This is a genomic window from Lachnoclostridium phytofermentans ISDg (genome assembly GCF_000018685.1).
GTDB classification, from domain to species: domain Bacteria; phylum Bacillota; class Clostridia; order Lachnospirales; family Lachnospiraceae; genus Lachnoclostridium; species Lachnoclostridium phytofermentans.
Genome location: NC_010001.1, coordinates 1,598,230 through 1,623,851, shown reverse-complemented (window position 1 = coordinate 1,623,851; position 25,622 = coordinate 1,598,230). Strand labels below are relative to the sequence as shown.

The following is a 25,622-nucleotide window of genomic DNA, read 5'->3' as shown; positions in this document are numbered from 1 at the left end:
AATATGTTTGCTTGTATATCAAGTACATATAAATCTTGAATATAAGTCAATTTAACATAATTAGGAGGGTGAAGAATTATGCAATATAGAATGAGAAAGTTTCAATTAACGTTGGAGCAGATTGAAGAGTTACTTCATCGTGCAAATACTGGACGATTCGCTACCATCAACGAGAATGGTTATCCATATGTCATTGCTATGCATTTTGTTTACTACAATAATAAAATTTATATGCATGGTCTTCCAAAGGGACAAAAAATCGATAATGTAAATCGAAATTCCAAAGTATGCTTTGAGGTTGATGAATTGTTTGGTCTCTTGACTGACAATATAGAAAATGCTTGTGACACTGAGGCTGAGTACAATAGTGTTGTAATTATTGGAAACGCTTCGCTGCTTGAGGACCTAGAATATAAACGTGAAGTGTTGAATAGGCTGGTTGAGAAGTACACGCCACAATTTGCTGGGAAAGAGCTTCCTGATAACATGATTAAGGGTACCGCTGTGATTGAGATTGATATCGTAGAGTGTACAGGAAAATATCATAAATAGGGCAAAAGGTAACCTTATTTTATATAATTACCATAAAAGCCAAATAGAATGAAGGAAATAAAAAGCGCCCATCTGGGCGCCCATACCTTTTACAGGTTTGGTAGTAATCTTTACCACTCTCTCTACCGGCCGATATGGTGACTTTATTTCCACTACCATTGGCTCCTTCAATAAACGCATCCACCAAAAGTTCCGAGTTACCGTTTTTTCTTGGACTTCCATTGATTACAACAATATTTTTAGACATTTCAAATTTCTCCTTTTCAAATTTTCATACCATTGAGGAATGCTCCAACATTATTAAGTGTATTTCTGCTAATCACAGTCTTACCACTTTTCATAATGGATTTTTTCAGAATTATATCGATCTATAAATTGATTTTTGTGCTTATCTGGATACCCAATAGCAATCAAGGCAAAAGGTTTTATATTTGATGGCAGTTTATACATCTCCCGCACATAATTTATAGCAGAATCCACAGATGTAATACTCATCCACACTGCTCCAAGTCCCAAATGAACAGCTTCCAATAAAATATTTTGGGCTGCTGCACTCATATCCAACTCCCAATCTGGTTCATATCTAAATTTTTCGCTATTCGCTACCAAAATCATTGTTAACCCTGAATTATAAACTGGTTTTGCATCTGGCATAGCCTTGGATAGTTTCTGTAGGGCTGTTTTGCTTTCAAATACAATAAATTCCCAAGGCTGTTGATTTAACGCTGAAGGTGCTTGCATAGCTGCTCGTAACAATTTGTCTATTTTATCTTTCTCCACAGGCATGTTTTTGAATTCCCGAATACTTCTGCGATTAAATATTTCTTTCACATTACTACCTCCCATTCTTGTATTTCATAAATCACAACTCAAAAAACTAAGCATTGTTTTTTACTTTCAATATGTGATATCATGGTAACACGATTTATATAATCGGTAAAATTAATTGTTTCTATTGATACAATCAATAAATCAGATGGAAGGTTTCATATTATGGACATACGTTTAATTATAGCATTTGTGACTGTCGCTACACTGCATAACTTCACGAAGGCGGCAGACCAGCTTGGATACGCTCAATCATCCATTACATCCCAAATACAACTTTTGGAGAAAGAATTGGGTGTAAAATTATTTGATAGATTAGGCAAAAAGGTCTGCCTTACACCCGAAGGCGAACAATTCCTCGTAGATGCAAGACAACTTCTCTTTTCATGGGAAAAGGCAAAAGGTTCTCTATCTTTATTAAAGTCTCCACATGGAATTTTAACGATTGGAGTGAATGAATCCGTTTGCTCTGTTAAATTGCCTAAACTGTTAGACGAATATCGCAAACGGTATCCAGAGGTTGAATTTCATATAAAAATCGGTTCATCGGATGAATTGGAATTGTGGTTGAAAGAAAATCTAATTGATGTAGCAGTGTTATTGGACAAGCCATGGCACGTCCCTGAGCTAACAGTTAAAATATATCAGGAAGAATCATTGGGTCTTTTTGTTTCACCTAATCACCCTTTAGATGGCGTGGGAAATATACTTCCCCACGATGTATCAAGTCACCCCATGCTTTTAATATCGCACAGCAGTTGCTGGAAGAATATCTTTCAGGCGGTTATGGAAGAAGCAAATGAGTCATTTAGAATTATGTTGGAAACAGCAAGCATTTCTGATCTTAAGCAATTTGCTGTACTGGGCTTTGGAATAGCAGTTTTACCTTTATATGCCGTAGATGAGGAAATAGCATCCAATCAACTTTCTATGATCGATTGGAAAGGGAAAAATTTAGAATTGTTCATTCAGGTTGTACACCATAGTGATAAATGGCTCTCTCCTTCATTGGAGGCATTTTTAGTAGTATGCACAGATGTTAAGTGGTGATAAGTTTCCACAACATGCGATTGATGTGGAAGCTGTAAAAATCTTTGAATTTTCCTCTATGCAATTATGTATTTTTATTGAAGGGAATTTGTTTTAAATCGAGAAGGAGGAAATCTTCATCATTAATGAAAATTTCCTCCTCTCACTGTGTTATAAAAATAATCTTAATTTTTTCCACATTTAGCAGCATCTATTGCAAGTACAATCATCAAAGCAACAAGCGCATTTTCTGGTTGTATAACATCTATTTCATACGTATCAGTAAGATTCCAAAGCTTTTTTGATGCTGTCATAATAAGCTGTGAACCATCCTTAACTGAATAGTCCCATTCAAATAAATCTCCCTCTACCTCCCAACCATTACAGTTAAGATAAAATTTAGGTCGGAAAAAAGTAAATTCTTTATTTATAGTACCAATTTCATTTCCATATAAAAACATATGAAATTTCGGCAGAAAAGTCAAAACCTGTTCTTTTAACATTCCGACCTCTCGATTTGCGGAATCATATATTTTTAGACAGTGTCCCCAAGAGAGAACACCTTTTACCGTATAAACGGTTTCACCAAATTCATTATAAATGTCATAGCTGTCAAACCATGAAAAAAATCTTTGTTTAAATAGTAGTTTCATCTTTTTCCCCTTCAGCTTTATTAATTTCAAATTTATTAACTTCAACTTTATTAATTTCAAATAACTTCAAAAACGTTCCTGATCTCATCCTATTCTCTTGCATACCTAGTTTTTGAATGATTGACAGAGCATACACATTTCTATCCACGGTTTCTGCTACAATTCGGTTCACATTCAAATTTTCAAATGCATGCCCTATTAATGCTTCACTCGCCTCAGCAGCATATCCTTTTCCCCAAAAATCACTGTTTAAAATCCATCCAATTTCATATTCATCTTGGCTGTCATAAGGATGAAATATCACATGTCCAATTAATTTTTTAGATTCCTTTTCCATTAGTGCAAAAACCATATTTTTTTCACATCCATATGTTAAAACAAACTCCCTTGCTTGTTCTACACTAAAAATAGGTTCCACAAACTTCATAACTCGCTCATCCCTAAGATATTGATAAGCTTCCAATACATCCTCTTCTAGGAAATCCCTTATTATCAAACGTTTTGTTTCAATAAACATTACATAATCCTCTAATATATTTACTATCTCTATTTGGTTAGCATGTTCTTAAACATATATTCTATAATAATATCTTATTATAACGTATAAAAAATGTGGTGTCAAAAAATACACCTTCCAATTTCTTAAATCGTTGTATACTCTTTATCATAGAAGAATCCTCACTTTATATATTATTTTGGTTTGGTCGCTTAAATATAAACAGGAACCTTCTATTATTTTATTTATTTAATACAAATATTTTACACTAGCTCTTTATACATTAGATTTGAATATGGATGCATTGTGTCTCAATGCCATCAATTCGGAAGACGCGCAAACTAAAAAAAGAATCCTTCGTAAGTACTCATCTTACGGAGGATTCTTTATAATTTATTCCATCTTCTGATAAATTCCTTTCGTACGATTACTCTTTCTAATACCAAGTAATACTAAGATACCTGCAATGGCAGCAAAAAAGATAAAGGACTGAATTAGAGGGGCGTAATTATAACTTCCGCCTTCCCATATGCCCACAAAATCTTTACTGATATAAGACATCGGTAATAATAATGCAATACTTTTTAAACCCTTTGGTAACTGTTCTACTGTCAATCCCATCATACCGCATAATATCATAAATGCAAAATACATGAACATGATAACACCATAAGTTGTTCCGAATTTTTTCAGTATGGATGTGATCCCATGGGCCATCATAAAGAATATAATCGCTAACAAATACAAACAGGAAAGCCAGATTATTATCACACGAGCGGCAGGTATTGGAATATCAAGTACAATAAAGTCAACCAGGGTATAGATCATGAATGTTATTGTAATAAATATCAAATGTGCAATCAACTTCGCTGCAAATAATTTCTTTGGTTGAATACCGAATAGGTCAAGGCGAAGCGGAACCTCATTTTCTACTTCTTGCGAATAGTTTGCAGCATATCCAAGTAGCATAACTGCCATCGGTATTACCATACTCATTGTGACAAATACTGAAACGATAGCCTTTGATTGCTCGCTTTCTGGAAGATCTCTCATAATAATACTTGGCATTAATATGGAAAATACGATTGGAAATGCAATACCAAAGAATAAAGTAAAGAAATTCCCTTTTACATTACGTAACTCATAGAGAATCATTCTCTTATTAGGCAATAACGTTTTCAATTAGGACTCCCCCTTCCGCTCCTGCAAATTCTTTCGCCTTAGCATTTATTGATAAAATCTCAATATCACTATTACTTCGTTTAAAATCAACATTTGCGTGAATTAGGAGATTTGTTAAATTTCGCTCCTCTTCTTCTGTGTCACAAGTAAGAGCTATAAGGTGTTCTGGAGCTAGAACACTCTTATACTGTTTCTTATATTCTTGATTCTTTTCGTTATTTTCAAGGATATAGAGGGTCTTTCCACAATATTTATGAAATAGCTCCTCCCTCGTGCCATAAGCCATTACGCGCCCTTTTTCTAAGATTAATAACTTATTAGCCAATTGCTCCAATTCCTCATAATAATGCGATACTATACATAACGTTGTTTTTTTTCCTTCGTACCACTTATTAAGTCCTTGCATAAGTTTCTGTCTGGTTTCAAAATCAAGACCAGAAGTTACTTCATCAAGAAATACAAGCGGTGTATCCTTTCGAAGTACTAATATTATCGTTAATCTTTGCTTCTCACCTCCAGAAAGATGAGCATATCGCTTGTTAAGACACCCCTCAAATTGAAAATAAGAGATTAAATCTTGTAGTTTTTTATCTTTCTTTATATTAACAGATAACACCATCTCAATTATATATTTCACTGGCATTGTATTTACATAATTGTTTTGTTGTAAATGTACAGATATCTCCTCTTGTCGTAAATTAGTAAGAATGGTTCCTTCATATTTCGTAACTCCTAAGATCGATTTAACAAGCGTCGATTTACCAGCTCCATTGCTTCCTATAATTCCAATACGATCACCATCTTCGATAACAATCGGTTCCTCTATAGATAAAGCAATCTGTTCACCATAGGTAACTTTTAAGTCTTTAATCGTTAACATGGTTTCCTCCTTTTGCCAACTTTGATGCTTTTATTATATCAAAGGGATATGAATTTGGTATGAAGATACGATGATGTTTTCATGTAGCATAGCGTTAGTTTAACTTTAGTGTTTAAGTCTGCTATTTCCCACGAAATTCTGCCCACTGGGCACACTAATAATGCTCATTGTCGAGCAAGCAAAACAACGAGCATTATCGAATGATGTTATATTGAAAATAATCAATTTTTTATACTAATATTCTAGGATTTTAAAGTAATATCTAGGATTTTATAGTAATATCTAGGATTTCAAAGTAATATCTAGGATTTCGAACTAACAACTTTTATCATTCATAATTCTAACCAATACGCCCTCTTTCGTATTCTCAATATTGACGATTAGACCAAGCAATTTTGAATAATAGGATACAATATATAACCCTAGCCCATGACCTCTTTCCTTTACATTACTTGTTACAAATGGTTCAAAAATATGTGGCAATAGTTCTGGCTCAATCATAGTTCCTTCATTGCAAATACTAACTTCTTCCTTTGTTACATTAATTCGAATACTATTATTGCTCGGTGTATAATTAATTGCATTTGCTATAATATTGTCAAATATCTTCTCCAACAGCTCTTGATTTGATACCATCATTACTTCTCCATATTTTGTAACAACCGTTAACGCTTTTTCACTGATTTGACAATCGTAGCGGGCAAGTATACTCTTTAATAGCACAGATATTTCAACCGTTTCCATCGAAAGCTCATTTGTGTTGTGATGAAGAGATAGAATTTCTTCTACAATCCGCTTCATATTTAAGATTTGTCCTTTTAACTGTGGTAGATACTCCTTCGTATTTTTGTATTTTCCGACCTCATTTATCATTCCATCGGTAAGAAGTAGCGCAGCTTGAATCGGTGTCTTTAACTGATGGGAGGAAGCTCTTAAAAATACTTCCTGTCTTCTATTTTCTTCCGATAACCGAGCATTTTTTATCTCAAGCTCTTGGAAATTATCCTCTAGTCTTTGGTAAACCTCTTTCATCGTTTCCCCTAGATAAGCAATCTCATCCTTATTACCAAGAACAATTGGTTTCATTTTTAATTTTTTAGTATTTATAATATGTTCTGCCATAAATGTCACTTTACGAATCGGCTGTACAATGTATTTCGCAAATATACTCGATAACAACATAGAAAGTAATACGACAATTGCAAGTATCATTGGAAGACTTCGAACAATCACAGGCTTAATATCATCCATACTTGGCGTAGTTACACTGGAAACAGTAACCACAATCATATCAGATAACCTTGAAATCGCAAAATAACTGGTATAATAAGTCTGCCCATCTCCAACATTGGATTCGTAAACAAAAGTCTTCTTGGAAATAAGGTGCATTTTATTTGATATTTGAATCAGCCCTTGATAATCAGAAGTTGACTTTACATGAACTGAAATAGGATAATTCTCTAACACTAATTTTGATGGCATTAATTTATCAAAGATAGTGTCCTGATAACTTTTTAATTCATCCTCTGAGATTTGAAAATCTTCATTCGAAAAATCATCTGATAAATTTCTCAGCTTATCGAGCATCTCAAGAAGTTCTGAATCCTTTATCGTAGCTTCTACTTCCATAAAATTATTCTTAAGAATTAGAGTACTACCAACCATCGGAAATTCTATTGTAATAGTACTAGTTGGGTTTAACACCTTTAAATTCGCATAGGAACGTTCCTTACAATATTTTTGCTGCAACTCTTTGATAGATTCTAAATTTTTGTCTTGTTTAAAATCAACATAAAGGGATGGTAATAATGCATTAAAATAACCAATAAATAAAGCAACCATCAAGAGAGAAACAGCCAGACTATAAATCAGTGTTTTTTTGGATAACTTCAACTTTTCACCCCATTCTCTAACTGAGCGATATCAAATTGGTAACCTACTCCAATCACGGTACGAATACAGTAAAACGGTAACTTTTTTCTTAAGTTTTTCACATGGGCATCAATAATTCGATCATTACCAATATAATCTTCATTAAAGATATGTAGAATTATTTGTTCTCTAGTAAATACTCTATTTGGCTCTTTCCATAGCATCTGCAAAAGTAAAAATTCACTTAAGGTTAAATTCAAGGATTCTCCTTGAAAAAATGCCTGATAGGAATCCTCAAGTAAATAAAATTCTTTATTATTCATTGGTTTGGTTTTATAACTAGAAACTCTACGTAAAATGGTTTCCATTCTCTTTAATAAAATAATCGGAGAAACCGGCTTTATAACATAGTCATCGGCATATAAATTAAATGCTTTTAACTGTGTCTGCTCATCTTCTAGTGCAGTCAGCATGATACAAGGAAGATCGATTCCTCGTTCTTTAATATACTCTAGGACAAATAAGCCATTTTTCTTAGGTACCATAATATCTAGAACAGCGATATCAAAGTCTTCTCTCGAAAGAGTAGCGATGGCGGCTTCACCATCGCTTACTGTCACTACATCATAATTTTTCATCCTCATATATTCCGCTAACACATCTTGAATCACAGGTTCATCTTCTAAAAATAATACTTTCATAATAATAATCCTGCCTTTACATAGCCTACAAACTCTGGTTCACAGGCGCAAATTTACGTATGAAGAAACTTTTACTATACCCTTTAAAGTTCAACATCCTTCGTATAATCGATATTATCGTAATGGAATCCAAACATATGATAAAATTCTTCCCAGTATCCTTTAATATCAGCATATTCAGATAGATTCTCTGTAGTTACATAATCCCAAGCCTCAGCGACCTTCTCTTGAACTTCTGGAAGCATCTCATAATCATCCATTCTGATACGCTGTTGTTCATCTAGTTCTTCTTCTAGATGATCTAAGTTCTCAAAAAATAAACGGTCCATTTGTTCGATACAACCCTCATGAAGCTGCTGTTCCTTCATAACCTTATAAAGAATACTAATATAGAGTGGTACCACAGGAATAGCTGCACTGGCCTGAGTTACTAATGCCTTATTTACAGAGATATAAGCTTTCCCTTGTAAATCTTTCAATGTCTCATTTAACAAAACGGATGTTTGGTATAGGTCTTCCTTTGCTTTACCAATCGTTCCTTCATAATAAATCGGATAAGTAAGCTTTGGCCCTATATAAGAATAAGCGATTGTAATTACTCCTTCACTTAACACACCAGCATCTTTTAGCGCATCGATCCATAGCGCCCAGTCTTCGCCACCCATAACTTTTACAGTAGCAATTTCCTCTTCTTCTGTAGCAGCAGGTACCGTTACTTCAGATATCTGATTATTCCTTAAATCCAGAGACTTATTCGTATAAGGAACACTGGTTGTTTTTAGAACGGAAGAATAAGTTACACCATCTTCATCTGTACGACGTGGAGCTGCAAGGCTATATATTACCATATCTACTTGACCAAGATCTTCTTTAATCTTTGCTATGGTCATCTCTTTCACTTCTCTTGAGAATGCATCCCCGTTGATTGATTCACCATAATAGCCATCTTGATGTAAAAATTCTTCTAACGCTTCTGTATTATAGTAACCAGGAGTTGCTGTTCTGTTCTCTTTTGCAGGCTTTTCATACATAACACCAAGAGTAGCGGCTCCGTATGTATAGGCAAGCGAAATTCGTGATGCAAGACCATACCCTGTAGAAGCACCGATAATCAATACTTTCTTTGGTCCTTCTTTTTGGCCATGCCTTTTTACATATTCAATTTGTCTTTTTATACTCTCCTTACAACCTTCTGGATGAGCTGTTGTACATATAAAGCCTCTTACTTTTGGTTCCACTATCATAACTTTATCTTCCTTTCCTTTTTCATAAGAAGTTTTGATTGTTTTCTATTCTGCAATTACCTGATCGAAATCTTCTTCATCGGAATCTTTTTTATCCGAATCACTTTCATCATACTCAGTCTCATCAGTTTTTCCTATTTTCACCGCGATACCGCTCATGATACCATCTACCTCAACAAAAACAGTTGGTAATGTTTCATCAAAGTATTTTGGAACAGAATTTGCACATGCGCCTAGTATAGTTTTACAATTCATTTTTACGTTAATATCTTCAGGGACACGGATACATACACCAGACATGATTGCCTTACCAGAGATGAACATATCCTCATGAATCTTAGCTTTCGTAAGGTCTATATCGATTCCTGACATCACTGCTTGGATATCAATGGAGCGTACTTCTTCCTCATCTAAACGAACTTGCTTCCCATTCATCCAAACGGTATACTTTTTAGTTTCCGCGTCAGTTGACTGATTCTCATTTTTTTTATTTTTATAAAATGAAACGATTTTAAAGATCCCTTGAATTGCTGCAATCGCAACAATTACCTTTACAACTGTCTTTCCTTTTGACTTTTTATATGGAGTTACAGGTACAATTTCTTTTTTCTTAAACATACTTAGTCTCCTTTCACTAATACCCTTAAAATTCTATTATCTTGCAATACAGCCATTAAAACGGTCAAGCTGTTTTAACACTAATCAGTTAATAACTTTACATTCACTTCTTAGGCACTAGGTGTGGCCCCTACGATAGTACCTACCTTAGCAGTTTCATGTACTTTTAATGTTCCCGTACAATTTACCTTCTCAACCTCACAATATGGTCCAATAATGATATCATGACCAATAACTTCCTTTGCGTAAACCCCTGTTATTACTATATTGTTTGCTTGAATTAACTCAATATTACTTCCCTTACCATGCTCCGATAAATTAATCTTATGAAGGAATTTCTTAAAAGTAGAATAGCCCTCTTCTTTACTTTCTATCTCTATCTGATCTCCGTAGATACTTTTCGCATTTATACAGCCATATAGCTTTAATCGTGTGGCATTTATATCTGACTTTGTATTAATACATCCTTCTCCTACAATATCCTCAGCTTCTAATTTGCTATAAGCTTTAAGATTTAGTACACCTTCCATTATCGCTTTTTTGCAGCGAAGGTTTCCAAAAAAATCAGCAACCCCCTCACATTGAATTTCTCCAGCATTTACATTTCCTGTACTTTTGAAAACGCCCTCAATAGACAGATATTGAGCAGTAATATCACCGTGGTTAGTTCCCATTCCCTCCACTGTTAATCGGATAAACTCTCCTCCAGAGATACTTCCCAATCCTTGAATAGAATAATCTCTCATGCCGATGAACCTCCTAATTTAATCTTCTTTAAGAAAAAATATAACATACCCAAATATCTGGTTCAATGATAAAACTGGAAAAAATTGATTAGAATTTCATGAGAATCACAGGAAGTGAGTATCTCCTTAAATTCGATGTATAAACAAACCGCTTCTTAATTTTGGTTCAAACCATGTAGATTTCGGAGGCATTAATTTACCTACATCTGATACAGCAAACAATTCCTGAATAGAGGTTGGATACATGGAAAATGCAACAGTCATATCCTCCGTAGCACGTTTTTCTAGCTCGCCAAGACCACGAATACCACCAATAAAATCAATTCTGTGATCTGTTCTAGGATCCTTGATCCCTAAAATCGGATTTAATATATAATCTTGTAATAATGACACATCTAACGCATCGACTGGGTCTTCTATCTGTAATAATGTCTCTTTTGCAATCAATTCATACCAAGTATGATGAAGATACATACCAAATGTACCTTTTTTCTCCGGAGACACTCTAACTTCTTCCATATTCTTGACATAAAAATTCTCACGAACAGCATTTAGAAACTCATCTTTACTAAGGCCATTCAAATTAGCAACTACCCTGTTATAAGGCATAATCATAAGCTGATCCTCCGGAAATAATACAGAAAGAAATGTATTAAACTCCTCGCTACCATCATATTCCTTGGCTTCTTTTCTTCTTTTTAAACCTACCTTAGCCGCAGACGCTGCTCGATGATGTCCATCCGCAATATAAATTCTATCAATTCCACCGAAAGCTTTTTCAATAGTTTCTATAGAAAGTTCCTCTTCTATTTTCCAAACATTATGTGATATCCCATCCTCTGTACTAAAAGAGTATAGCGCTTCTCCTTTTTTTACACGCTCCACAACATTATGAATTACTTCATTCGATCGGTATGCTAAAAAAATCGGACCAGTTTGAGCACTACAGGTATCTACATGACGAATTCTATCCTGCTCCTTGTCTTCTCTTGTATTTTCATGCTTCATAATTATATTATTCTGATAGTCATCAATAGAAGCACAAGCGACAATACCTGTTTGCGAACGCCCCTTCATTATCAGCTCATATATGTAATAATACTTTTTCTCATCCTCAAGATAAGTTCCATCTTTGATTCGTTTTATTAACAAATCTTTTGCTCTTTGGTAAACCCTTTCATCATACATATCTACGGAATCCTCAAATCCAGTCTCCGGACGGTCTATATTTAAAAAAGATAATTCATCTTTTAGGGCAGCCTCTTTCGCTTCCACTCTGTTATAGACATCATATGGTAAAGCTGCCACACGACTTGCATATTCTTTCTCTGGCCTAACACAATAAAACGGTTTTATAATTGCCATATTGATACCCTCCACATCTTTTTATCGTAATTTTACTATGATAACTACCAAAATACAACTTGGTTTCTTAGAATCTTATGTTCATGCTTGTTTTCAAACCTTTCCACCTGTGGTATACTATGAACAATAATAAAGCGAGGAAAGTGCAAGGAGCGTACTTTTTCTTGGTTGTAAGCGTGTTAAAGCACGCAGATAGGAGTTCTAATGAATTTTAAAAAACAAAATGACAAGTTTGATAGTAAAAAAGAAAATAAAAAACCAGCCGTTCCAGAGAAGAAATCTTCCATCACTGGTGACTGGTTTTATATGAATCCGAAAGAAACTCCGATTCGTGAACTATATGAAGCTATTAAGAGCAATACCGATATAGAGTTGTGGGAAACCGCTGGTGTTATGGAAATCTGCCTTACTCCAAAAAATTCTTTGGACTTTGAGGAAATGAAACCTTATTTTCGTGATCCCGCTGGTACAGAATTTCTATCAAAACATCAGATACAAAGTTTATATATGGTAACTTTCCCTGGTGAACTATATAGTAATGTTACTCCTATTTTTGATTCTATAGTATCAAATTGTGGTGGCTTCTTTTGTGCAGACACCTCGGATTTTTATCCGAAATATCCAAAATAGCTAATATTAAACGCTCACCTTTTTATCCAACATCCATGCTGTCGCAAGGTAAAAAGCTGCTATAACAAAAGCCATAAAGATGGCATCAATCATAAATGTATCAAACATTGGCATGCTCTTTGGCATGAATAATTTTCCAATTCTTCCTACGATATAATTTAAGACAAAGAATATAATTAAGCTGACAATACCTTTTCCCTTTGTGTTGGATAAAAAAGTGGTACTAAGAGTAATCGCTAGCATACCCATGATTACTTTTTCTATCCATTCTAGTAAAAATGCAAAAATAGCAATTAATATGAGACCATAATCAACATCTAATCCCATTACTTCTCTCATCAGTCTCTGTATTAATTCTATCGTATTCCCAATCTCTTTATAGCGTATCATAACTACAGACATATTAAGGATTACCACACCAATCATAAATGCTGCTGTAATTCCAATCTGCGCAACAGAGGTTATTACTTTTGCACCGACAATTTTGTAAGTTGAATTTGGTGTAAGGAAAAGCATATAACTTTGTTTCGTTTTTAAGTCTTTGGAATAGGTCATAATACATTCAAAAGATACAAACATAATCGCGGTGAATGCAACAAATGTCATAATTCCGATTGTAATTCCTAACGAATTCTTATTATCTCTTATCAGATTAAATAAAAAAGAAAGCTCTAATATTCCCATTACAATCAATATAAAGAGCTTGGAAAACCATTGTTTTCTTAACTCATACTTAATTAATTTAAACATAGATTTTTTTACTCCCCTCTCTTATGCATAGATTTCCTTATACAAATCTACGATAGATTTTTGATGTTCTTTTCGAATGGTCTCCGCATCACCATTTAAAACTAATGCTCCACTCTTTATAAAGATTGCATTGTCTATTATTTTTTCTAATTCATCTACCAGATGGCTCGATATTACAATCATCGTCTTCTCGTTTGCTACCTCTAATATTGCATTCATGATATGATCTCTCGCTATAATATCAATTCCATTTAAAGGTTCATCAAGTAAATATACTTCTGCCTTCCTTGCAAGCGTCGCTGCGATCTTTAACTTTGCAGAAAGACCAGAGGAAAGGTTTTTTGATTTATCTTTCATATTTAAATCCATCTTGGCGACTAGTCGTTCATACTTTGCCATATCAAAATCTTCAAAAAAATCCGCGTAATACTTACCAACATCTTTTACTGTCATGTAATCATAAAAAAATGGCTCCGTGGACATATAAGCAATTTTCTTTTTGCTTTCTATACCAATCGGCAATTCATTGTATGTGATAGACCCCATGGTAGGTTTAATCAAACCTGCTACCATCTTCATCCAAGTTGTTTTCCCGCTCCCATTAGGACCGAGTAATGCATAAATTTTTCCTTCCTCCATTTGCATGGAGATACCCGATACTGCCACTTTTGACATATACCGTTTTACAACATCCTTACTAACTAACATCTTAGCCTCCATTTCTAATCATGTACTTTTTCATTTAAAAGTTTGTTTCATGATTTCTTAGATTCCCATTATTTCAGATGAAAATCTTTAACTTAAACCCTGCTCCTTTGTATTGTCAAACTCTTTTTTAATGAGAGAAATCACATCCTCTTCTTGTAAACCCAAATCTCTCATGCCTATAAGAAATGCACTCATATACTCCTTGGCCATCTCTTCCCTTACCCGCATAAGTCTTTGCTCATCCTCTGTTGCAAAGGTTCCTAGACCTCGCTTTGTGTAGCAGAGCTCTTGAAGTTCCATCTCTCGGTAAATACGATTCGCAGTGTTTGGATTAATTTGATATTGAATTGCTAAATCCCTAGCGGAAGGCATTTTACTACCAAGTGCTAGATTACCACGAATTAACTCTTTCTTTAACTCATGAATTACTTGCATATAAATAGGCATATTATTATTAAACTCCATTCAAAGCCTCCTTTCAAAGGATTTCTCTTGTATGTGTTGATTAGTGTACTAGTTGTATAATACACCATAACAATAGGAATGTCAATACCATATTTTAGTCTTTCCATCTTAAATTTGATTTAGACAATATCCATCATTTTCTTAATCGTTTTTCAATATAGTGTATGGTTTCTATAATACTTACTATAAAACTCATTGTTTTTTCTTTAAAATTGGCATGGAGTATTCTAAAATTCCTGAGGCAAAAGGTCCAATTTCATAAGGATTAAAATAAAAAACGATATTATCCCCTTTCAAATAGAAGCGGTACTCAAACTTAAGCTTGGCTAAATCTTTGATAGAATCTGGAAAAAACTTATCAGGATCTTTTTCGAACTGTTTCGTAAAACCGCTTGCAATTTGTTTCTTAACCTCATCCTCTGATTCTCCCAAAATTTCCGGAGCTGTAATTTGTTTCCCCGTTTCCACATTATAGGTCATGGAGAATTGCTCCGTCATAGGATGTGCACCACCATACCAGCGAAATTCTAAAAAAACGATAGACAATATACCATGTTGATTAAATGTTACTCGATAAGTAACGCTTGCTTTTAAAGGAAACCATGAAGGTCCTATCAAACCATCATTTGGTACGCTTACTAAATCAACAATATATAAGGCATTAACCAATGCCTCTTCACAATTACTCTGATATCGTTGATCCATAACTCTTGTAATATCCTTATTCACCTTAGCCTGTGGGCTATCTTCTTTATTAGTTAAAATCTGAGGATATCCATAGGAACACTCTAAAAGATCGAGTTTTCCACCTTCGTCCGTTACTGTCTTTTTCTTTGTATGTTTTAACAGAGTTTCCCCTTTACCTTCCTGCATCATATTATTCCTCACTTTATTTACATATCTGTTATATATTATGCATAGCAGAGGTTATGATTCTCTAATGAAATTCTTAATTCGATGAATAATAAAACTAAAAAAATCACTCTCTAACTGAACTCCTTTTAAAAGGATAATTAATATGCTATGCTTAACTCATAATATAAAACAAACTTTCTATGGAGGCATCAATGAACGTTATTATGTATGGAATGAATATTTGCCCGGACTGCACCGAGGCTATGAACGTACTACAAAATCATGCAGATATTACTGTAGAATATCGAGAATTCACACAAGCAACAACTCATTTAAAAGAGTTTTTAAAATATCGCGATACAAATTCATTATTTGATAAAGTTAAAGATGACGGGAATATTGGGATTCCTCTATTTGTAATGGAGGATGGATTCATAACACTAGATGTTTTTGAAGTAATAAACAGAAGGAAGCAGTAGCTTCCAGGGGAATGAGTATAGCCAAATAGCGCTAAATGCTTTTAAAAATGCCATATGGTAGTTGTCCCTATCATATGGCATTTATTTTAAATTTAAGAATTACTCAACAGATTATCTTCTACGCTCATTTGTAATCTGTAATAACTTCTTAGTAACCAACTGTTCTTTATTAAGGAATCTGGCATCTCCGCCAAAGCGAACCTCAATCAGTTTAACATCCGAGTTATCGAAGACTTCCCCTTTACCAAAATACTTATGAATTACAATATCATGCTCACGAAGTGCTTGAACTGCTTTACGCAATTCATTTTTTTCACCACTGTCTTTTTCTAAACTCTCTTTTATTACAGAGAAATCCTCAGCTACTTGCTCTTTTGTAACAGCAAGTTCATCTGTAAATTTATTTGAATCACCGAGTTTTGAATTCTTAACATAAACCTCAGCGGTATGCTGAATCGCAATTGGTTGGCGTGTAGGCCTTCCTTCTTTTGTGAATTTTCCTGCTGCCTTTTTCTTTGGATTTTCGTCGGCAGAATCTTTCTCATCGATATCTTTCGTTATCACCATATTCTTAAGTTTATCAACTTTTTTAGATACTTCCTTAGCCTCTTCAAAGTCTTCTTTTCGTTTCTTTCTAACGGAAAGTGTTAACACAATACCCAAAGCTAACATAGAAATTCCGCCAAATATCCATAAAATCATGCTCCCTGTACTGTTATCACCTGCTTCGTTCGTTGACTTAGCAGGAGTCGCAGTAGGTTCTACCGTCGGTACTGCAGTTGGTACTGGTGTTGGTGTTGATGTAGGTTCTGGAGTAAGTGTTGGCATTGGAGTCGGAGTAATTGTCTTTTTTGTCTTCTCAATGTATGTACTCGTTGCAAAACCCACTACTTCTTCTTTTCCTAATTTAAACCTAACTTCATACCAAGCCTTATTACCCACCATTACTTCGGATAGTATGGTAACCTCAGTACCTTTTTTTAATTTCACACTCTGATTAGCCACGACTAGTTGGTCTTTATCCGCACCTGCGCCAACTCTGACATTGACACCACCCGTTACTTTACCAAGATAATAAGTTTCATCCTTATCTTGAGTTGTAGAAACCAATGCATTTATTTTCAGTTCATTTCCATAGGTAACTGAAGTTTTAAAAAGTGCTACTGTCATCGCAAAACAAGCTCCAAACATTGCACCTCTTAAGATTCGTTTTCCATTTTTACTTATTCTTGCCTCCATGGTTAACCTCACTTTCAATACAATTTGTTTCTATTACTAATACTACTAACCTTCCAAGTAGTAAACACTACCTTTTTATTTATAATAAGGCAAAATCTCTCACCTTATGATACATCTAGTCCTATTTTACCAGTGACGTATCACAATGTCAAAATAATTATTGCTTCTTTTAGCAATTATAGTACATTTTTGTATTTATTTTGATTCTATTAACTATATGCGACAAATTTCATTTTTTATCGACTTTGCAGTCGCTAAATATCATCTGATTTTGTATATCATTAATTTTAAAATGACGAATTCTAATCTTCGTAGTTATGCTCTTGACTTAGCATATAAGTGATAAACTGGGAGGCTGTTCTACCAGATAAACCTCCATGACTAAGCTCCCACATATTTGCTTTTTGGATTAAATCTTCTTTTGATAAACCAAAGTTATTATATTTTTTCGCTAACTCTTCAACAATTATAAAATACTCTTTTTGAGATGGAGCAGAATAATTGATGCTGATACCAAACCTAGCAACTAAAGAGAGTTTTTCTTGCATCGTATCAGAACGATGTAACTCGTCTTTTGACATATCAGAACGATCACTCCATGTTTCTCTAATAAGATGTCTACGGTTTGAGGTCGCATAGATTAAAACATTATCAGGTTTTGTTTCAAGCCCACCTTCAATCACTGCTTTTAAATACTTATATTCTATTTCAAATTCCTCAAATGACAAATCATCCATATAAATAATAAATTTATAATTTCGATTCTTAATTTTTGAGATCACTGTTGATAAATCTTTAAACTGGTGCTTAAAGATTTCAATCATACGAAGTCCTTCTGGGTAGTATTCGTTAAGAATAGCCTTAACACTAGTTGACTTTCCTGTCCCACTATCTCCAAACAATAGAACATTGTTTGCCTTTTTCCCTCCGATAAATGCTTTTGTGTTATCAACTAATTTTTTCTTTTGAATCTCATAACCTATCAAATCAGACAACACTACTTCTTCCGTATTCGTAATCGGTGATAATCGGAACTCATCACTGTCTTTCCCTATACGAAAAGCTTTGTTTAACCCAAGCATCCCAACACCATAATATTTATAAAAATCCGTTACAATCTGGAAGATTTCATGTTCATCCTTTGCTTCTGAAATCTTACGACTTAATACTTGAACTTTTTCACTAACACTACGATTGTAGCACTTTCCATTTTTCTCAATTGCTTTATAGTCTGTAATAACGTTAAAGCAATCAATGCCAAGCTCATCCTCTAATGGAGTAAAGTCATAATCAAATAATGCTTTAAATATTGCAAAGTCCCCTTTAGCAAACTTATTTACAGTACCTTCTCTTGCCCCTATTTTCTCACAAGACATACTAAAAGGATTCTCAACAGAGGCAAGTAAATAACTCAAATAATTATGCCATAAGTTATCATTAAAACCATATTCCGTTGCGATATCAAGTAAATTATGTATCTGTGTATAGATAGATGCAATCGTATCTTCTTTATTTAAATTTCCTCGCTGATACTGTTCTATAATATCTGCTAAACGTACCAGTATACTGTCTTTTCCGATATTACGATAAATGACTAGTTTAGATAACAGTTTATACATAAATCAGTCTCCAATCTTCTTTTATTTACTCACTATAAATTAAACAAAGTAGCTTTGCCACTCTAGGTTTCCCATGCCGTTATCTTATAGCTAAGGTACTTGCCAATGTGAATACACTTTATCAAGCTAAGACCTTCGCTTGCCATACCTACATGATATGCACATACCTCGAAGATAAAAAAAGACTGGAAAGCTCGTTACTTTCCAGTCCTTTCGCGCGCTTAGATTATTTCTTACATTTTTTCTGGTGCGCTAAAACCTAATAATTCGATGCAAGTAGATAAAATTCTTAATACTAACTTAATAAGAGCAATCCATTCTTGCTGTTTCTCTTTGTTTTCTTCTGCAATAATTTTATTTTCATGATAGAACGTACTAAATGCATTCGCCAAATCGTAAACATAAGCACATAACTTATGTGGCGCATTTTCGTATGCAGCATGTTCAATCATATCATTGAACTTCGCACATTCTAACATAAGATTTACTTCACTTATGCCGTATTCTCTTGTATTACCAGACTTAATGCAAAGCTTGCTAACATCCACTGCTTTGTTTTCTTCTTGATACTTTGCAAGAATTGACTTAATACGAACGATAGTATAAAGAATATAAGGGCCTGTATTTCCTTCAAAGGAAGTAAAGCGGTCAATATCAAAGATGTAATCTTTGGATGCTTGATTAGATAAATCACCGTATTTTAATGCTGCCAAACCGACTATTTTAGCAATTTCTCTAGCTTCCTCTTCTTCCATTTCTCGATTGGACATTATCTTCTTATAAACTTCTTCATTAATGCTATCCATTAAATGTTCAAGACGCATTACACCGCCATCTCTAGTCTTAAATGGCTTTCCGTCCTTTCCATTCATCGTACCAAAACCAAGGAAAGTCAGATTCACATCTTTAGGAACTAATTTTGTTTTCTTCACGCAGCGAAATACTAATTCAAAATGAAGTTCCTGGCGCTTATCTACGACATAGATAACGGATGCAGGCATGAATAATTCCATACGCTCAACTAATGTCGCAAGATCGGTGGTAGCATATAAGCTTGCACCGTCAGATTTTAAAATCATACATGGAGGCAATTCTTTGGTATCCGTCTCTTCTTTAACATCCACTACCAAAGCACCCTCGCTGATTTTTGCATATCCATTCTCTTTTAAGTAAGTTACCATGCCAGGAATATAAGGTTGAGCATCGCTTTCCTTCTTCCATACATCAAAATGAACGTTAAGGTTATCATAATTTTTCTTTAAGTCATTCATGGAAACAGTCATTATGTGGTTCCAAAGAGCCGTGTATCCACGGTGACCATTTTGTAATTCAAATACAACTTCTTTTGCTTCTTCACGAAACTCAGGATGTTCTTTTGAATATTCACTCGCAGTTGGATAAATTTCCTCTAACTCAGAGATAGTAAATGGTGCTTCACTTGGATATTCCCCAGTATAGCTTTCATCAAAATAAGAAAGGTTTGGTTGACGCTTTCTAACCTCAGCGATGATAAGACCCATTTGAGTACCCCAATCACCAAGATGTGCATCTCCAATTACATTGTGTCCTAAAAAGCGTATCATACGTTTAATACTTTCACCAATAATTGCAGGACGAAGATGTCCAACGTGAAGAGGCTTTGCCACATTTGGACCGCCGTAATCCACAACTATTGTATCTGGGTTCTTAGCTTCCTCACAGCCCAGACGTTCATCCACTGACATGCTTTGAAGATAATCTACTAAAAATTCTTCCTTAACAGAAAAATTAATAAACCCTGGCATAATTGCTGTAATTTCTTTTAATACTGGATTGTCTTTACAATGTTCTACAATCTCATTTGCGATCATAATTGGTGCTTTTTTGTATTGCTTTGCTGCTGCTAATGCACCATTGCATTGATATTGACACAGATCCGGGCGATTCGATATCGTTACCACTCCGTACTTTTCTTCGTAGCCACACTCTACAAATGCAGTAGTAAAGAGATTGGTTAATTGATCAATAACTTTTATCATAAATGCCTCCATCGATATTTACATTTCTTTTTCATCATTATTTCACACTTTAACACAATTTATATCGCTTGTAAAGTAATGCTGCCCGCAATTGAGCAAAAATAAGACTTCAAGAAGTAGTAGTTTTTTCCTAAGCAAAATATTAGAAGAACTATAATATAATTCATTACTCTTAGTGGTTCATTCTTTATGTCCCTTTGTATATTATTGCCTATAAAAATAATAGTAAAGAGGATATATTCGTATATTAAGAAATCTCAACAAGATAAGCACTCTTCGCAATTTTATCCTTTTCTGGAATAAGATTCTTGAATAAGAAAAAGGACTGAATTTTGGTCTATTAAACACAAAATTAGCCCTATTAATTTTAGTTTCTCACTAATTAATTTTAATTCTTATTAAAAGATTATATATGGGTTTAGTCCGGCATAACAAAAGCACATGCTATATACGCAAGTATACCAACTCCCCAAAATGAAAAGATAATCCATAAAATACGAACCACTGTAGGGTCTAAATTAATGTACTCTGCAATCCCTCCGCATACTCCACATATTTTTCTATCAGTACGAGATTTTACTAATTTTTTTTGCATAATTATCCTCCCTTTCTACTCTTATATAAAAAAACGAATTAACGAATTTTAAGAGTAATAGAACCAATACCACATTTAAGTTTAAATGTTCCTTTGGTATTATCGTTATAAATACTTTCATGGGCTGTAAAGTCCCAATTCCTATTATTTATTTTAACACTTCCAATACCACAGTCAACTATATAATTATAATCCTTTTCATCGCCTTCTAAATTAAGGTTTATTTCACCCACACCACAGTCTACATCGCTGTCACCGTAGATTTCACCATTAACGGAGATTTCACCAACACCACTTTTCAATGTTACATCTTTTGCTGTTAAGCGATTTATTTTCATGGAACCTGCACCTACTGAAAATCTAGAATCTTTCTCTACCGTAAGTTTTTTTATTGTCATATCACCAGCACCTAAGGAAATATTCACGGATTCTGCATCGATATTATCAGTTAATAATTCTCCTGCACCAAATTCAATGTTAAATTCATCTGCTTTAAAGCCTTCTGGTAATGTGATTGTAATGGTAGGATACAAATCCACTTCACTTCGAAAACTGAAACCATTAAAGTTAACAGGTAGCCTAAGTCCAAAAAAATTCATCGAATAGCGGTCATCAAACTTATCTTCTAGATACCAAACACCATTTCTTACTTCACTATGAAGCCCGTCTTCCGTAGTATTTTTTACATCAACATGGAAGGTATCTCCTTCCAAAATACGAACTTTAGCAAAATCAATATCTAGATTAATTGAGGTAACATCTTTTACTTCATCTTGGTAGGAAAATGTGTTGTGCTGATTCCTAACACTGCCTCCGCTAAATAATGTTCCCAAAAGTAGGATGGCTATACCAATTCCTATGGAAGCGCAGGCTATACCTAATACGATTCTTCCTGTTGATTTCATGCTACTACACTCCTTCCCCCAAATGGCGCTTTTAACAGACCAAAAAGGCCACGAATCAATACCGGAAACATCTTAGCACAATAGCAAGCTACTAGAAATAACAACAAGCCGATGCCAAAACATAGTAATCCACCCCCGACCGATAAAGCTCCTAACATTGGAATTACAAATACTTGTGCTACTCCCGTTACAAATAGCGCAATACCTGCTACAATACATCCGATACCTGCTCCACCAAATCCAACAACCAAAGCGAAAACAGTTGCGAAGCAAGCTATCATCAGAGGGATTATAATTGGAAACCCAAAGATACATAATAAAATTAAAGCAAACACATTAATACCAGTCTTTTTGACAACAGGTCTATGATTTTGATAGCTACCATTCTGATTATACATGCTCTGGTTTTGATAAGATGCGTTTTGATTCTGGTAGTTTCCATTTCGGTACTGGTAGTCAGCATTTTGATTTTGATAATTACCATTTTGATACTGATACCCAGCATTTTGATTCCCATTGTAAGCGGACTGATTTTGATTTCCTTGATTCTGATAGGAAGTATTTTGCCCGCTCTTTATATAATCTTGCTGCTCATCACCATTAGCAAATCCTGAATTTGAAACTTCATTCAATTTCATAATACTGTCTTTACTTTGAACGCTATCTTGGTAACCTCTTTCGGTATACTCACCCGACTCTTCTTCTTTTATAGTACCAAGGTCTATTTTAATACTTTTTGCAACCTTTGCTGGCGAACCTAATTCCCTCAATATTATCGGTTCATTCAACTCCCCTGCTTCTTCAAAATAACTATCATAGAACGCGAGTGCTTCCATTCTTTCCTCCGTTGGAATATCTTGAAGCAACTCCTCCAACTCTTTTAAAAATTCAACTCGGTTCAACTACGCCACCCCCTCAAAAATTTTACTAATCTTTGCGGAATAGTTTTTCCACTCTGAGCAATACAGCTGAAGCTGTATCCGTCCTTGTGGTGTTACTTTATAATACCTTCGATTTCTTCCCGCAATTTCCATATCATACACTTCTAAACAATCATCTTTTTGTAATCTACGAAGTACCGGGTATAGCGTAGATTCCGAAATTTCAATTGCTTCCCTTACATCCTGTGTTATTTTATATCCATAAGTTCCTTCCGGTTCCTTAGAAACCGCAGCCAGCACAATTGCGTCCAACAGTGCGGATCCTGTATTAAAAACCATGATATCAACTCCTTTTACTATTATCATATTATTCTTTATTCTTCCCTTTTTTAATTATAATATTATTCCGATGACAATACTATACACCGTATAATATTGTACTGTCAATATGGTTAATCAATTTCTAATTTTTCTCTAATATTTATTTAAATAAAAATCCTTTCATAAGTTTAAATTCTTTTTTATCAAATTAACATAATCGTCTATAGCATTGTTTAATATAGGTAGAGATAGTTTTTTACTCAATAAAATTGACTCTGTTCCCTTAATAGCACCAAGTAACTCTTTTTGAACATATTTTAATTTATTACAGATTTCATCTTGATTTATTAATTCTAGCATTGTTATTCCATCCAGTAATATTGGTCTAAATAAGAAATTCATGGCTACTCTTAATTCTTCAGGATTTCTTGTTATATTGCAGAATGTATTTATATCATTTTGTAGACTATTTAGAACTGATATTGAATTTTTCATGGATGATTTGATATCTACGACTTCTGGTTCAACTCTACTCAATGTAGCCACCGTTGTTGTTAGATCTAGCCTTTCAAACAATTCCTCTTCTGTCATCATGATAGTTTCCTCTTCATCAGAATTCTCCCATTTATTATTTAGGAAACAGTACTTATCATTTAATTTTCTAGTATATATGACAGCATGTTTAATCATTGGTTTTATGTAAATTCCTAACATAGCACATTTTATGTTAGAAAGATAAGAACATAACTGTTCTACTTCAACTTCCTTTTCTGACATCTGAAACCCGATTGGTTTCAAAAATAAATTGAACCATTTTGCTTCTTGCAACATTGGCCCAGCGATGTAACTATCCTCTATTTTACTAAATAAAAACGGTAGTCTCATCTTTCTTGCTATTGTCTTATCATCGGTATCTACATCATATAATGACAGCATATTAGCTAATCCTGCAAAAGAACATGATGAATTAAATGTCATATATTTCATAATTTTTTACCTCTTCCTCCCTGTATAGAATAATGTTTAAAACATTAGTGTTATAATAATCTACTTAAACCTCGAACCCTTTTATATTCTTTAACCTCATTATAATATATTAATAATTACTTTGTGGTAATATATGTTAAACATGGTTGCCTTAAAAATGGTTATGAGTTACAATTTATAGTAAGTATAGTATTTGACAACTGTAGATTTTTTGTGTTGATTAGAGATTAATTGTAGAAACTAAGTAAATATTAATTAGAGTGAGGATGAGATGTTATATGAATAAGCGATTTTATAAGTTTGTACTAATCATATTAGCACTTTTAAGTACTTCGATGATTGGATGCTCAAGTAAAAACAAGAATACAGTAATGAATATAGGGTTAACAGAGCGTGAGAAAGTTATTGCTAGTTTTTCAGGGGATATGTTTGCTGAATTGAATTTTGAGTTCGGTAATGACATTGGAGGACAAGCTCTTTATCTAGAAGAATGGATCAAGGGTGAAAAAACTAATTCTTATACTATATCATATGGAGGAACATCAGAAACTTATGGTTTGTATATCAATTCAAACACTATAAAAAATGATTATTCAGCATGGGAAGGTGTTGAATGGAATTTAATGACTGATGCTCAAGGTCTTAGAACTTTATTAAATCCTCGTTATTTTCAATTTCCTGATAATACAACGTTTGATTTCAGGTCACAAAGTGTCATAGGTGACAGCCAAAAAGATAAAATGAAACTTGAATCAGGAAAAGAATATATATTGGCAGCAAGATTTTTTTATTTAAGTGTAAACGGTATAAAAGACATACAATGCGAATCAATAGCAGAGCAAGAGGATCTATTGAAAAACATTGATTATGCGGTATTGCTAAGGCTTGCTTTATATAATACTGAAGAGGAAGCGGAAAGGTTGAACCAATAATAAAAAAGGAAATGTCTGTCTTAAATACATAGAAAAATTTAGAAATTTAATAGAATAACTTAACAAGATGAC

At 34.0% G+C, this 25,622-nt stretch carries 29 protein-coding genes; 5 read left to right on the top strand and 24 right to left on the bottom strand.

The window, feature by feature from the left end; genetic code table 11:
- Positions 1-78: 78 nt before the first annotated feature.
- Complete coding sequence (locus CPHY_RS06795) at positions 79-552, top strand: pyridoxamine 5'-phosphate oxidase family protein (RefSeq protein WP_012199328.1); 474 nt, start codon at positions 79-81, stop codon at positions 550-552.
- Between the two features lie 19 nt (positions 553-571).
- Here the strand turns inward: CPHY_RS06795 and CPHY_RS22415 are convergent, their stop codons facing one another.
- Positions 572-799 (bottom strand): hypothetical protein, encoded by a 228-nt coding sequence (locus CPHY_RS22415; RefSeq protein ID WP_012199327.1) that lies wholly within the window; start codon positions 797-799, stop codon positions 572-574.
- Positions 800-879: 80 nt separating this feature from the next.
- On the bottom strand, positions 880-1,383 hold the full coding sequence (locus tag CPHY_RS06785; RefSeq protein ID WP_012199326.1) for a nitroreductase family protein: 504 nt from the start codon (positions 1,381-1,383) through the stop codon (positions 880-882).
- A gap of 162 nt (positions 1,384-1,545) precedes the next feature.
- On the opposite strand from CPHY_RS06785, the gene CPHY_RS06780 reads away from it, so the two are divergent.
- Positions 1,546-2,430, top strand: coding sequence for a LysR family transcriptional regulator (locus CPHY_RS06780; RefSeq protein WP_012199325.1), 885 nt, complete (start codon positions 1,546-1,548; stop codon positions 2,428-2,430).
- Between the two features lie 164 nt (positions 2,431-2,594).
- On the opposite strand, the gene CPHY_RS06775 is transcribed toward CPHY_RS06780, so the two are convergent.
- The 10 genes from CPHY_RS06775 to CPHY_RS06730 form a co-directional block, all read right to left on the bottom strand.
- Positions 2,595-3,062 carry an LURP-one-related/scramblase family protein gene (locus CPHY_RS06775; RefSeq protein ID WP_012199324.1) on the bottom strand — a complete coding sequence of 156 codons (468 nt, stop codon included), beginning with the start codon at positions 3,060-3,062 and terminating at the stop codon, positions 2,595-2,597.
- Entirely contained in the window at positions 3,046-3,579 is a 534-nt protein-coding gene (locus CPHY_RS06770) for a GNAT family N-acetyltransferase (protein WP_012199323.1), read from the bottom strand. The genes CPHY_RS06775 and CPHY_RS06770 overlap by 17 nt, the downstream gene beginning before the upstream one ends.
- Before the next feature lie 372 nt (positions 3,580-3,951).
- Positions 3,952-4,740, bottom strand: coding sequence for an ABC transporter permease (locus CPHY_RS06765; RefSeq protein WP_012199322.1), 789 nt, complete (start codon positions 4,738-4,740; stop codon positions 3,952-3,954).
- Entirely contained in the window at positions 4,721-5,620 is a 900-nt protein-coding gene (locus tag CPHY_RS06760; protein ID WP_012199321.1) for an ATP-binding cassette domain-containing protein, read from the bottom strand. Before CPHY_RS06760 ends, CPHY_RS06765 begins: the two co-directional genes overlap by 20 nt.
- Before the next feature lie 315 nt (positions 5,621-5,935).
- On the bottom strand, positions 5,936-7,513 hold the full coding sequence (locus CPHY_RS06755; RefSeq protein WP_012199320.1) for a sensor histidine kinase: 1,578 nt from the start codon (positions 7,511-7,513) through the stop codon (positions 5,936-5,938).
- A complete protein-coding gene (locus CPHY_RS06750; RefSeq protein ID WP_012199319.1) occupies positions 7,510-8,193 on the bottom strand; it encodes a response regulator transcription factor in 684 nt (227 codons plus the stop codon). Before CPHY_RS06750 ends, CPHY_RS06755 begins: the two co-directional genes overlap by 4 nt.
- Before the next feature lie 83 nt (positions 8,194-8,276).
- Positions 8,277-9,437, bottom strand: coding sequence for an enoyl-ACP reductase FabV (gene fabV, locus CPHY_RS06745; protein WP_012199318.1), 1,161 nt, complete (start codon positions 9,435-9,437; stop codon positions 8,277-8,279).
- A gap of 45 nt (positions 9,438-9,482) precedes the next feature.
- Positions 9,483-10,055 carry a LiaF domain-containing protein gene (locus tag CPHY_RS06740; protein ID WP_012199317.1) on the bottom strand — a complete coding sequence of 191 codons (573 nt, stop codon included), beginning with the start codon at positions 10,053-10,055 and terminating at the stop codon, positions 9,483-9,485.
- Positions 10,056-10,165: 110 nt separating this feature from the next.
- Positions 10,166-10,801 (bottom strand): hypothetical protein, encoded by a 636-nt coding sequence (locus CPHY_RS06735; protein ID WP_012199316.1) that lies wholly within the window; start codon positions 10,799-10,801, stop codon positions 10,166-10,168.
- Positions 10,802-10,927: 126 nt separating this feature from the next.
- Positions 10,928-12,166 (bottom strand): DUF1015 domain-containing protein, encoded by a 1,239-nt coding sequence (locus tag CPHY_RS06730; protein ID WP_012199315.1) that lies wholly within the window; start codon positions 12,164-12,166, stop codon positions 10,928-10,930.
- Between the two features lie 204 nt (positions 12,167-12,370).
- Here CPHY_RS06730 and CPHY_RS06725 point away from each other — a divergent pair, with 204 nt between their 5' ends.
- A complete protein-coding gene (locus tag CPHY_RS06725) occupies positions 12,371-12,796 on the top strand; it encodes a hypothetical protein (RefSeq protein WP_012199314.1) in 426 nt (141 codons plus the stop codon).
- Between the two features lie 6 nt (positions 12,797-12,802).
- On the opposite strand, the gene CPHY_RS06720 is transcribed toward CPHY_RS06725, so the two are convergent.
- The 4 genes from CPHY_RS06720 to CPHY_RS06705 form a co-directional block, all read right to left on the bottom strand.
- Positions 12,803-13,546: an ABC transporter permease gene (locus tag CPHY_RS06720; RefSeq protein WP_012199313.1), complete on the bottom strand. Its 744-nt coding sequence runs from the start codon at positions 13,544-13,546 to the stop codon at positions 12,803-12,805.
- 21 nt (positions 13,547-13,567) lie between these two features.
- A complete protein-coding gene (locus CPHY_RS06715) occupies positions 13,568-14,254 on the bottom strand; it encodes an ABC transporter ATP-binding protein (RefSeq protein ID WP_012199312.1) in 687 nt (228 codons plus the stop codon).
- A gap of 87 nt (positions 14,255-14,341) precedes the next feature.
- Entirely contained in the window at positions 14,342-14,719 is a 378-nt protein-coding gene (locus CPHY_RS06710) for a GntR family transcriptional regulator (protein WP_012199311.1), read from the bottom strand.
- A gap of 192 nt (positions 14,720-14,911) precedes the next feature.
- Entirely contained in the window at positions 14,912-15,595 is a 684-nt protein-coding gene (locus tag CPHY_RS06705; RefSeq protein ID WP_012199310.1) for a DUF3298 and DUF4163 domain-containing protein, read from the bottom strand.
- 191 nt (positions 15,596-15,786) lie between these two features.
- Between CPHY_RS06705 and CPHY_RS06700 the strand changes: the two genes are divergently transcribed.
- Complete coding sequence (locus tag CPHY_RS06700) at positions 15,787-16,053, top strand: glutaredoxin (protein ID WP_012199309.1); 267 nt, start codon at positions 15,787-15,789, stop codon at positions 16,051-16,053.
- Between the two features lie 111 nt (positions 16,054-16,164).
- On the opposite strand, the gene CPHY_RS06695 is transcribed toward CPHY_RS06700, so the two are convergent.
- The 8 genes from CPHY_RS06695 to CPHY_RS06660 all read right to left on the bottom strand — a co-directional run bounded on the left by CPHY_RS06695 (position 16,165) and on the right by CPHY_RS06660 (position 24,618).
- Positions 16,165-17,292, bottom strand: a complete 1,128-nt coding sequence (locus tag CPHY_RS06695) for an SH3 domain-containing protein (RefSeq protein ID WP_012199308.1) — start codon at positions 17,290-17,292, stop codon at positions 16,165-16,167.
- A gap of 302 nt (positions 17,293-17,594) precedes the next feature.
- Positions 17,595-18,911, bottom strand: a complete 1,317-nt coding sequence (locus CPHY_RS06690) for an ATP-binding protein (protein ID WP_012199307.1) — start codon at positions 18,909-18,911, stop codon at positions 17,595-17,597.
- 233 nt (positions 18,912-19,144) lie between these two features.
- On the bottom strand, positions 19,145-20,929 hold the full coding sequence (argS, locus tag CPHY_RS06685; protein WP_012199306.1) for an arginine--tRNA ligase: 1,785 nt from the start codon (positions 20,927-20,929) through the stop codon (positions 19,145-19,147).
- Between the two features lie 418 nt (positions 20,930-21,347).
- Positions 21,348-21,524: a PspC domain-containing protein gene (locus tag CPHY_RS06680; protein WP_012199305.1), complete on the bottom strand. Its 177-nt coding sequence runs from the start codon at positions 21,522-21,524 to the stop codon at positions 21,348-21,350.
- A 38-nt stretch (positions 21,525-21,562) separates the two neighbouring features.
- Positions 21,563-22,429 carry a DUF4097 family beta strand repeat-containing protein gene (locus CPHY_RS06675; protein WP_012199304.1) on the bottom strand — a complete coding sequence of 289 codons (867 nt, stop codon included), beginning with the start codon at positions 22,427-22,429 and terminating at the stop codon, positions 21,563-21,565.
- Positions 22,426-23,331: a DUF1700 domain-containing protein gene (locus CPHY_RS06670; RefSeq protein ID WP_012199303.1), complete on the bottom strand. Its 906-nt coding sequence runs from the start codon at positions 23,329-23,331 to the stop codon at positions 22,426-22,428. The genes CPHY_RS06675 and CPHY_RS06670 overlap by 4 nt, the downstream gene beginning before the upstream one ends.
- Positions 23,332-23,649: a PadR family transcriptional regulator gene (locus CPHY_RS06665; RefSeq protein WP_012199302.1), complete on the bottom strand. Its 318-nt coding sequence runs from the start codon at positions 23,647-23,649 to the stop codon at positions 23,332-23,334.
- 162 nt (positions 23,650-23,811) lie between these two features.
- Positions 23,812-24,618, bottom strand: coding sequence for a hypothetical protein (locus CPHY_RS06660; RefSeq protein ID WP_012199301.1), 807 nt, complete (start codon positions 24,616-24,618; stop codon positions 23,812-23,814).
- A gap of 278 nt (positions 24,619-24,896) precedes the next feature.
- On the opposite strand from CPHY_RS06660, the gene CPHY_RS06655 reads away from it, so the two are divergent.
- Positions 24,897-25,550 carry a hypothetical protein gene (locus CPHY_RS06655; RefSeq protein ID WP_012199300.1) on the top strand — a complete coding sequence of 218 codons (654 nt, stop codon included), beginning with the start codon at positions 24,897-24,899 and terminating at the stop codon, positions 25,548-25,550.
- Positions 25,551-25,622 lie beyond the last annotated feature (72 nt).

Coding starts and splice junctions, on each gene's coding strand:
- CPHY_RS06795 (WP_012199328.1), top strand. CDS start 79: ATGCAATATAGAATGAGAAAGTTTCAATTAACGTTGGAGCAGATTGAA.
- CPHY_RS22415 (WP_012199327.1), bottom strand. CDS start 799: ATGTCTAAAAATATTGTTGTAATCAATGGAAGTCCAAGAAAAAACGGT.
- CPHY_RS06780 (WP_012199325.1), top strand. CDS start 1,546: ATGGACATACGTTTAATTATAGCATTTGTGACTGTCGCTACACTGCAT.
- CPHY_RS06775 (WP_012199324.1), bottom strand. CDS start 3,062: ATGAAACTACTATTTAAACAAAGATTTTTTTCATGGTTTGACAGCTAT.
- CPHY_RS06770 (WP_012199323.1), bottom strand. CDS start 3,579: ATGTTTATTGAAACAAAACGTTTGATAATAAGGGATTTCCTAGAAGAG.
- CPHY_RS06760 (WP_012199321.1), bottom strand. CDS start 5,620: ATGTTAACGATTAAAGACTTAAAAGTTACCTATGGTGAACAGATTGCT.
- CPHY_RS06750 (WP_012199319.1), bottom strand. CDS start 8,193: ATGAAAGTATTATTTTTAGAAGATGAACCTGTGATTCAAGATGTGTTA.
- fabV (WP_012199318.1), bottom strand. CDS start 9,437: ATGATAGTGGAACCAAAAGTAAGAGGCTTTATATGTACAACAGCTCAT.
- CPHY_RS06740 (WP_012199317.1), bottom strand. CDS start 10,055: ATGTTTAAGAAAAAAGAAATTGTACCTGTAACTCCATATAAAAAGTCA.
- CPHY_RS06735 (WP_012199316.1), bottom strand. CDS start 10,801: ATGAGAGATTATTCTATTCAAGGATTGGGAAGTATCTCTGGAGGAGAG.
- CPHY_RS06730 (WP_012199315.1), bottom strand. CDS start 12,166: ATGGCAATTATAAAACCGTTTTATTGTGTTAGGCCAGAGAAAGAATAT.
- CPHY_RS06725 (WP_012199314.1), top strand. CDS start 12,371: ATGAATTTTAAAAAACAAAATGACAAGTTTGATAGTAAAAAAGAAAAT.
- CPHY_RS06720 (WP_012199313.1), bottom strand. CDS start 13,546: ATGTTTAAATTAATTAAGTATGAGTTAAGAAAACAATGGTTTTCCAAG.
- CPHY_RS06715 (WP_012199312.1), bottom strand. CDS start 14,254: ATGTTAGTTAGTAAGGATGTTGTAAAACGGTATATGTCAAAAGTGGCA.
- CPHY_RS06710 (WP_012199311.1), bottom strand. CDS start 14,719: ATGGAGTTTAATAATAATATGCCTATTTATATGCAAGTAATTCATGAG.
- CPHY_RS06705 (WP_012199310.1), bottom strand. CDS start 15,595: ATGATGCAGGAAGGTAAAGGGGAAACTCTGTTAAAACATACAAAGAAA.
- CPHY_RS06700 (WP_012199309.1), top strand. CDS start 15,787: ATGAACGTTATTATGTATGGAATGAATATTTGCCCGGACTGCACCGAG.
- CPHY_RS06695 (WP_012199308.1), bottom strand. CDS start 17,292: ATGGAGGCAAGAATAAGTAAAAATGGAAAACGAATCTTAAGAGGTGCA.
- CPHY_RS06690 (WP_012199307.1), bottom strand. CDS start 18,911: ATGTATAAACTGTTATCTAAACTAGTCATTTATCGTAATATCGGAAAA.
- argS (WP_012199306.1), bottom strand. CDS start 20,929: ATGATAAAAGTTATTGATCAATTAACCAATCTCTTTACTACTGCATTT.
- CPHY_RS06680 (WP_012199305.1), bottom strand. CDS start 21,524: ATGCAAAAAAAATTAGTAAAATCTCGTACTGATAGAAAAATATGTGGA.
- CPHY_RS06675 (WP_012199304.1), bottom strand. CDS start 22,429: ATGAAATCAACAGGAAGAATCGTATTAGGTATAGCCTGCGCTTCCATA.
- CPHY_RS06665 (WP_012199302.1), bottom strand. CDS start 23,649: ATGGTTTTTAATACAGGATCCGCACTGTTGGACGCAATTGTGCTGGCT.
- CPHY_RS06660 (WP_012199301.1), bottom strand. CDS start 24,618: ATGAAATATATGACATTTAATTCATCATGTTCTTTTGCAGGATTAGCT.
- CPHY_RS06655 (WP_012199300.1), top strand. CDS start 24,897: ATGAATAAGCGATTTTATAAGTTTGTACTAATCATATTAGCACTTTTA.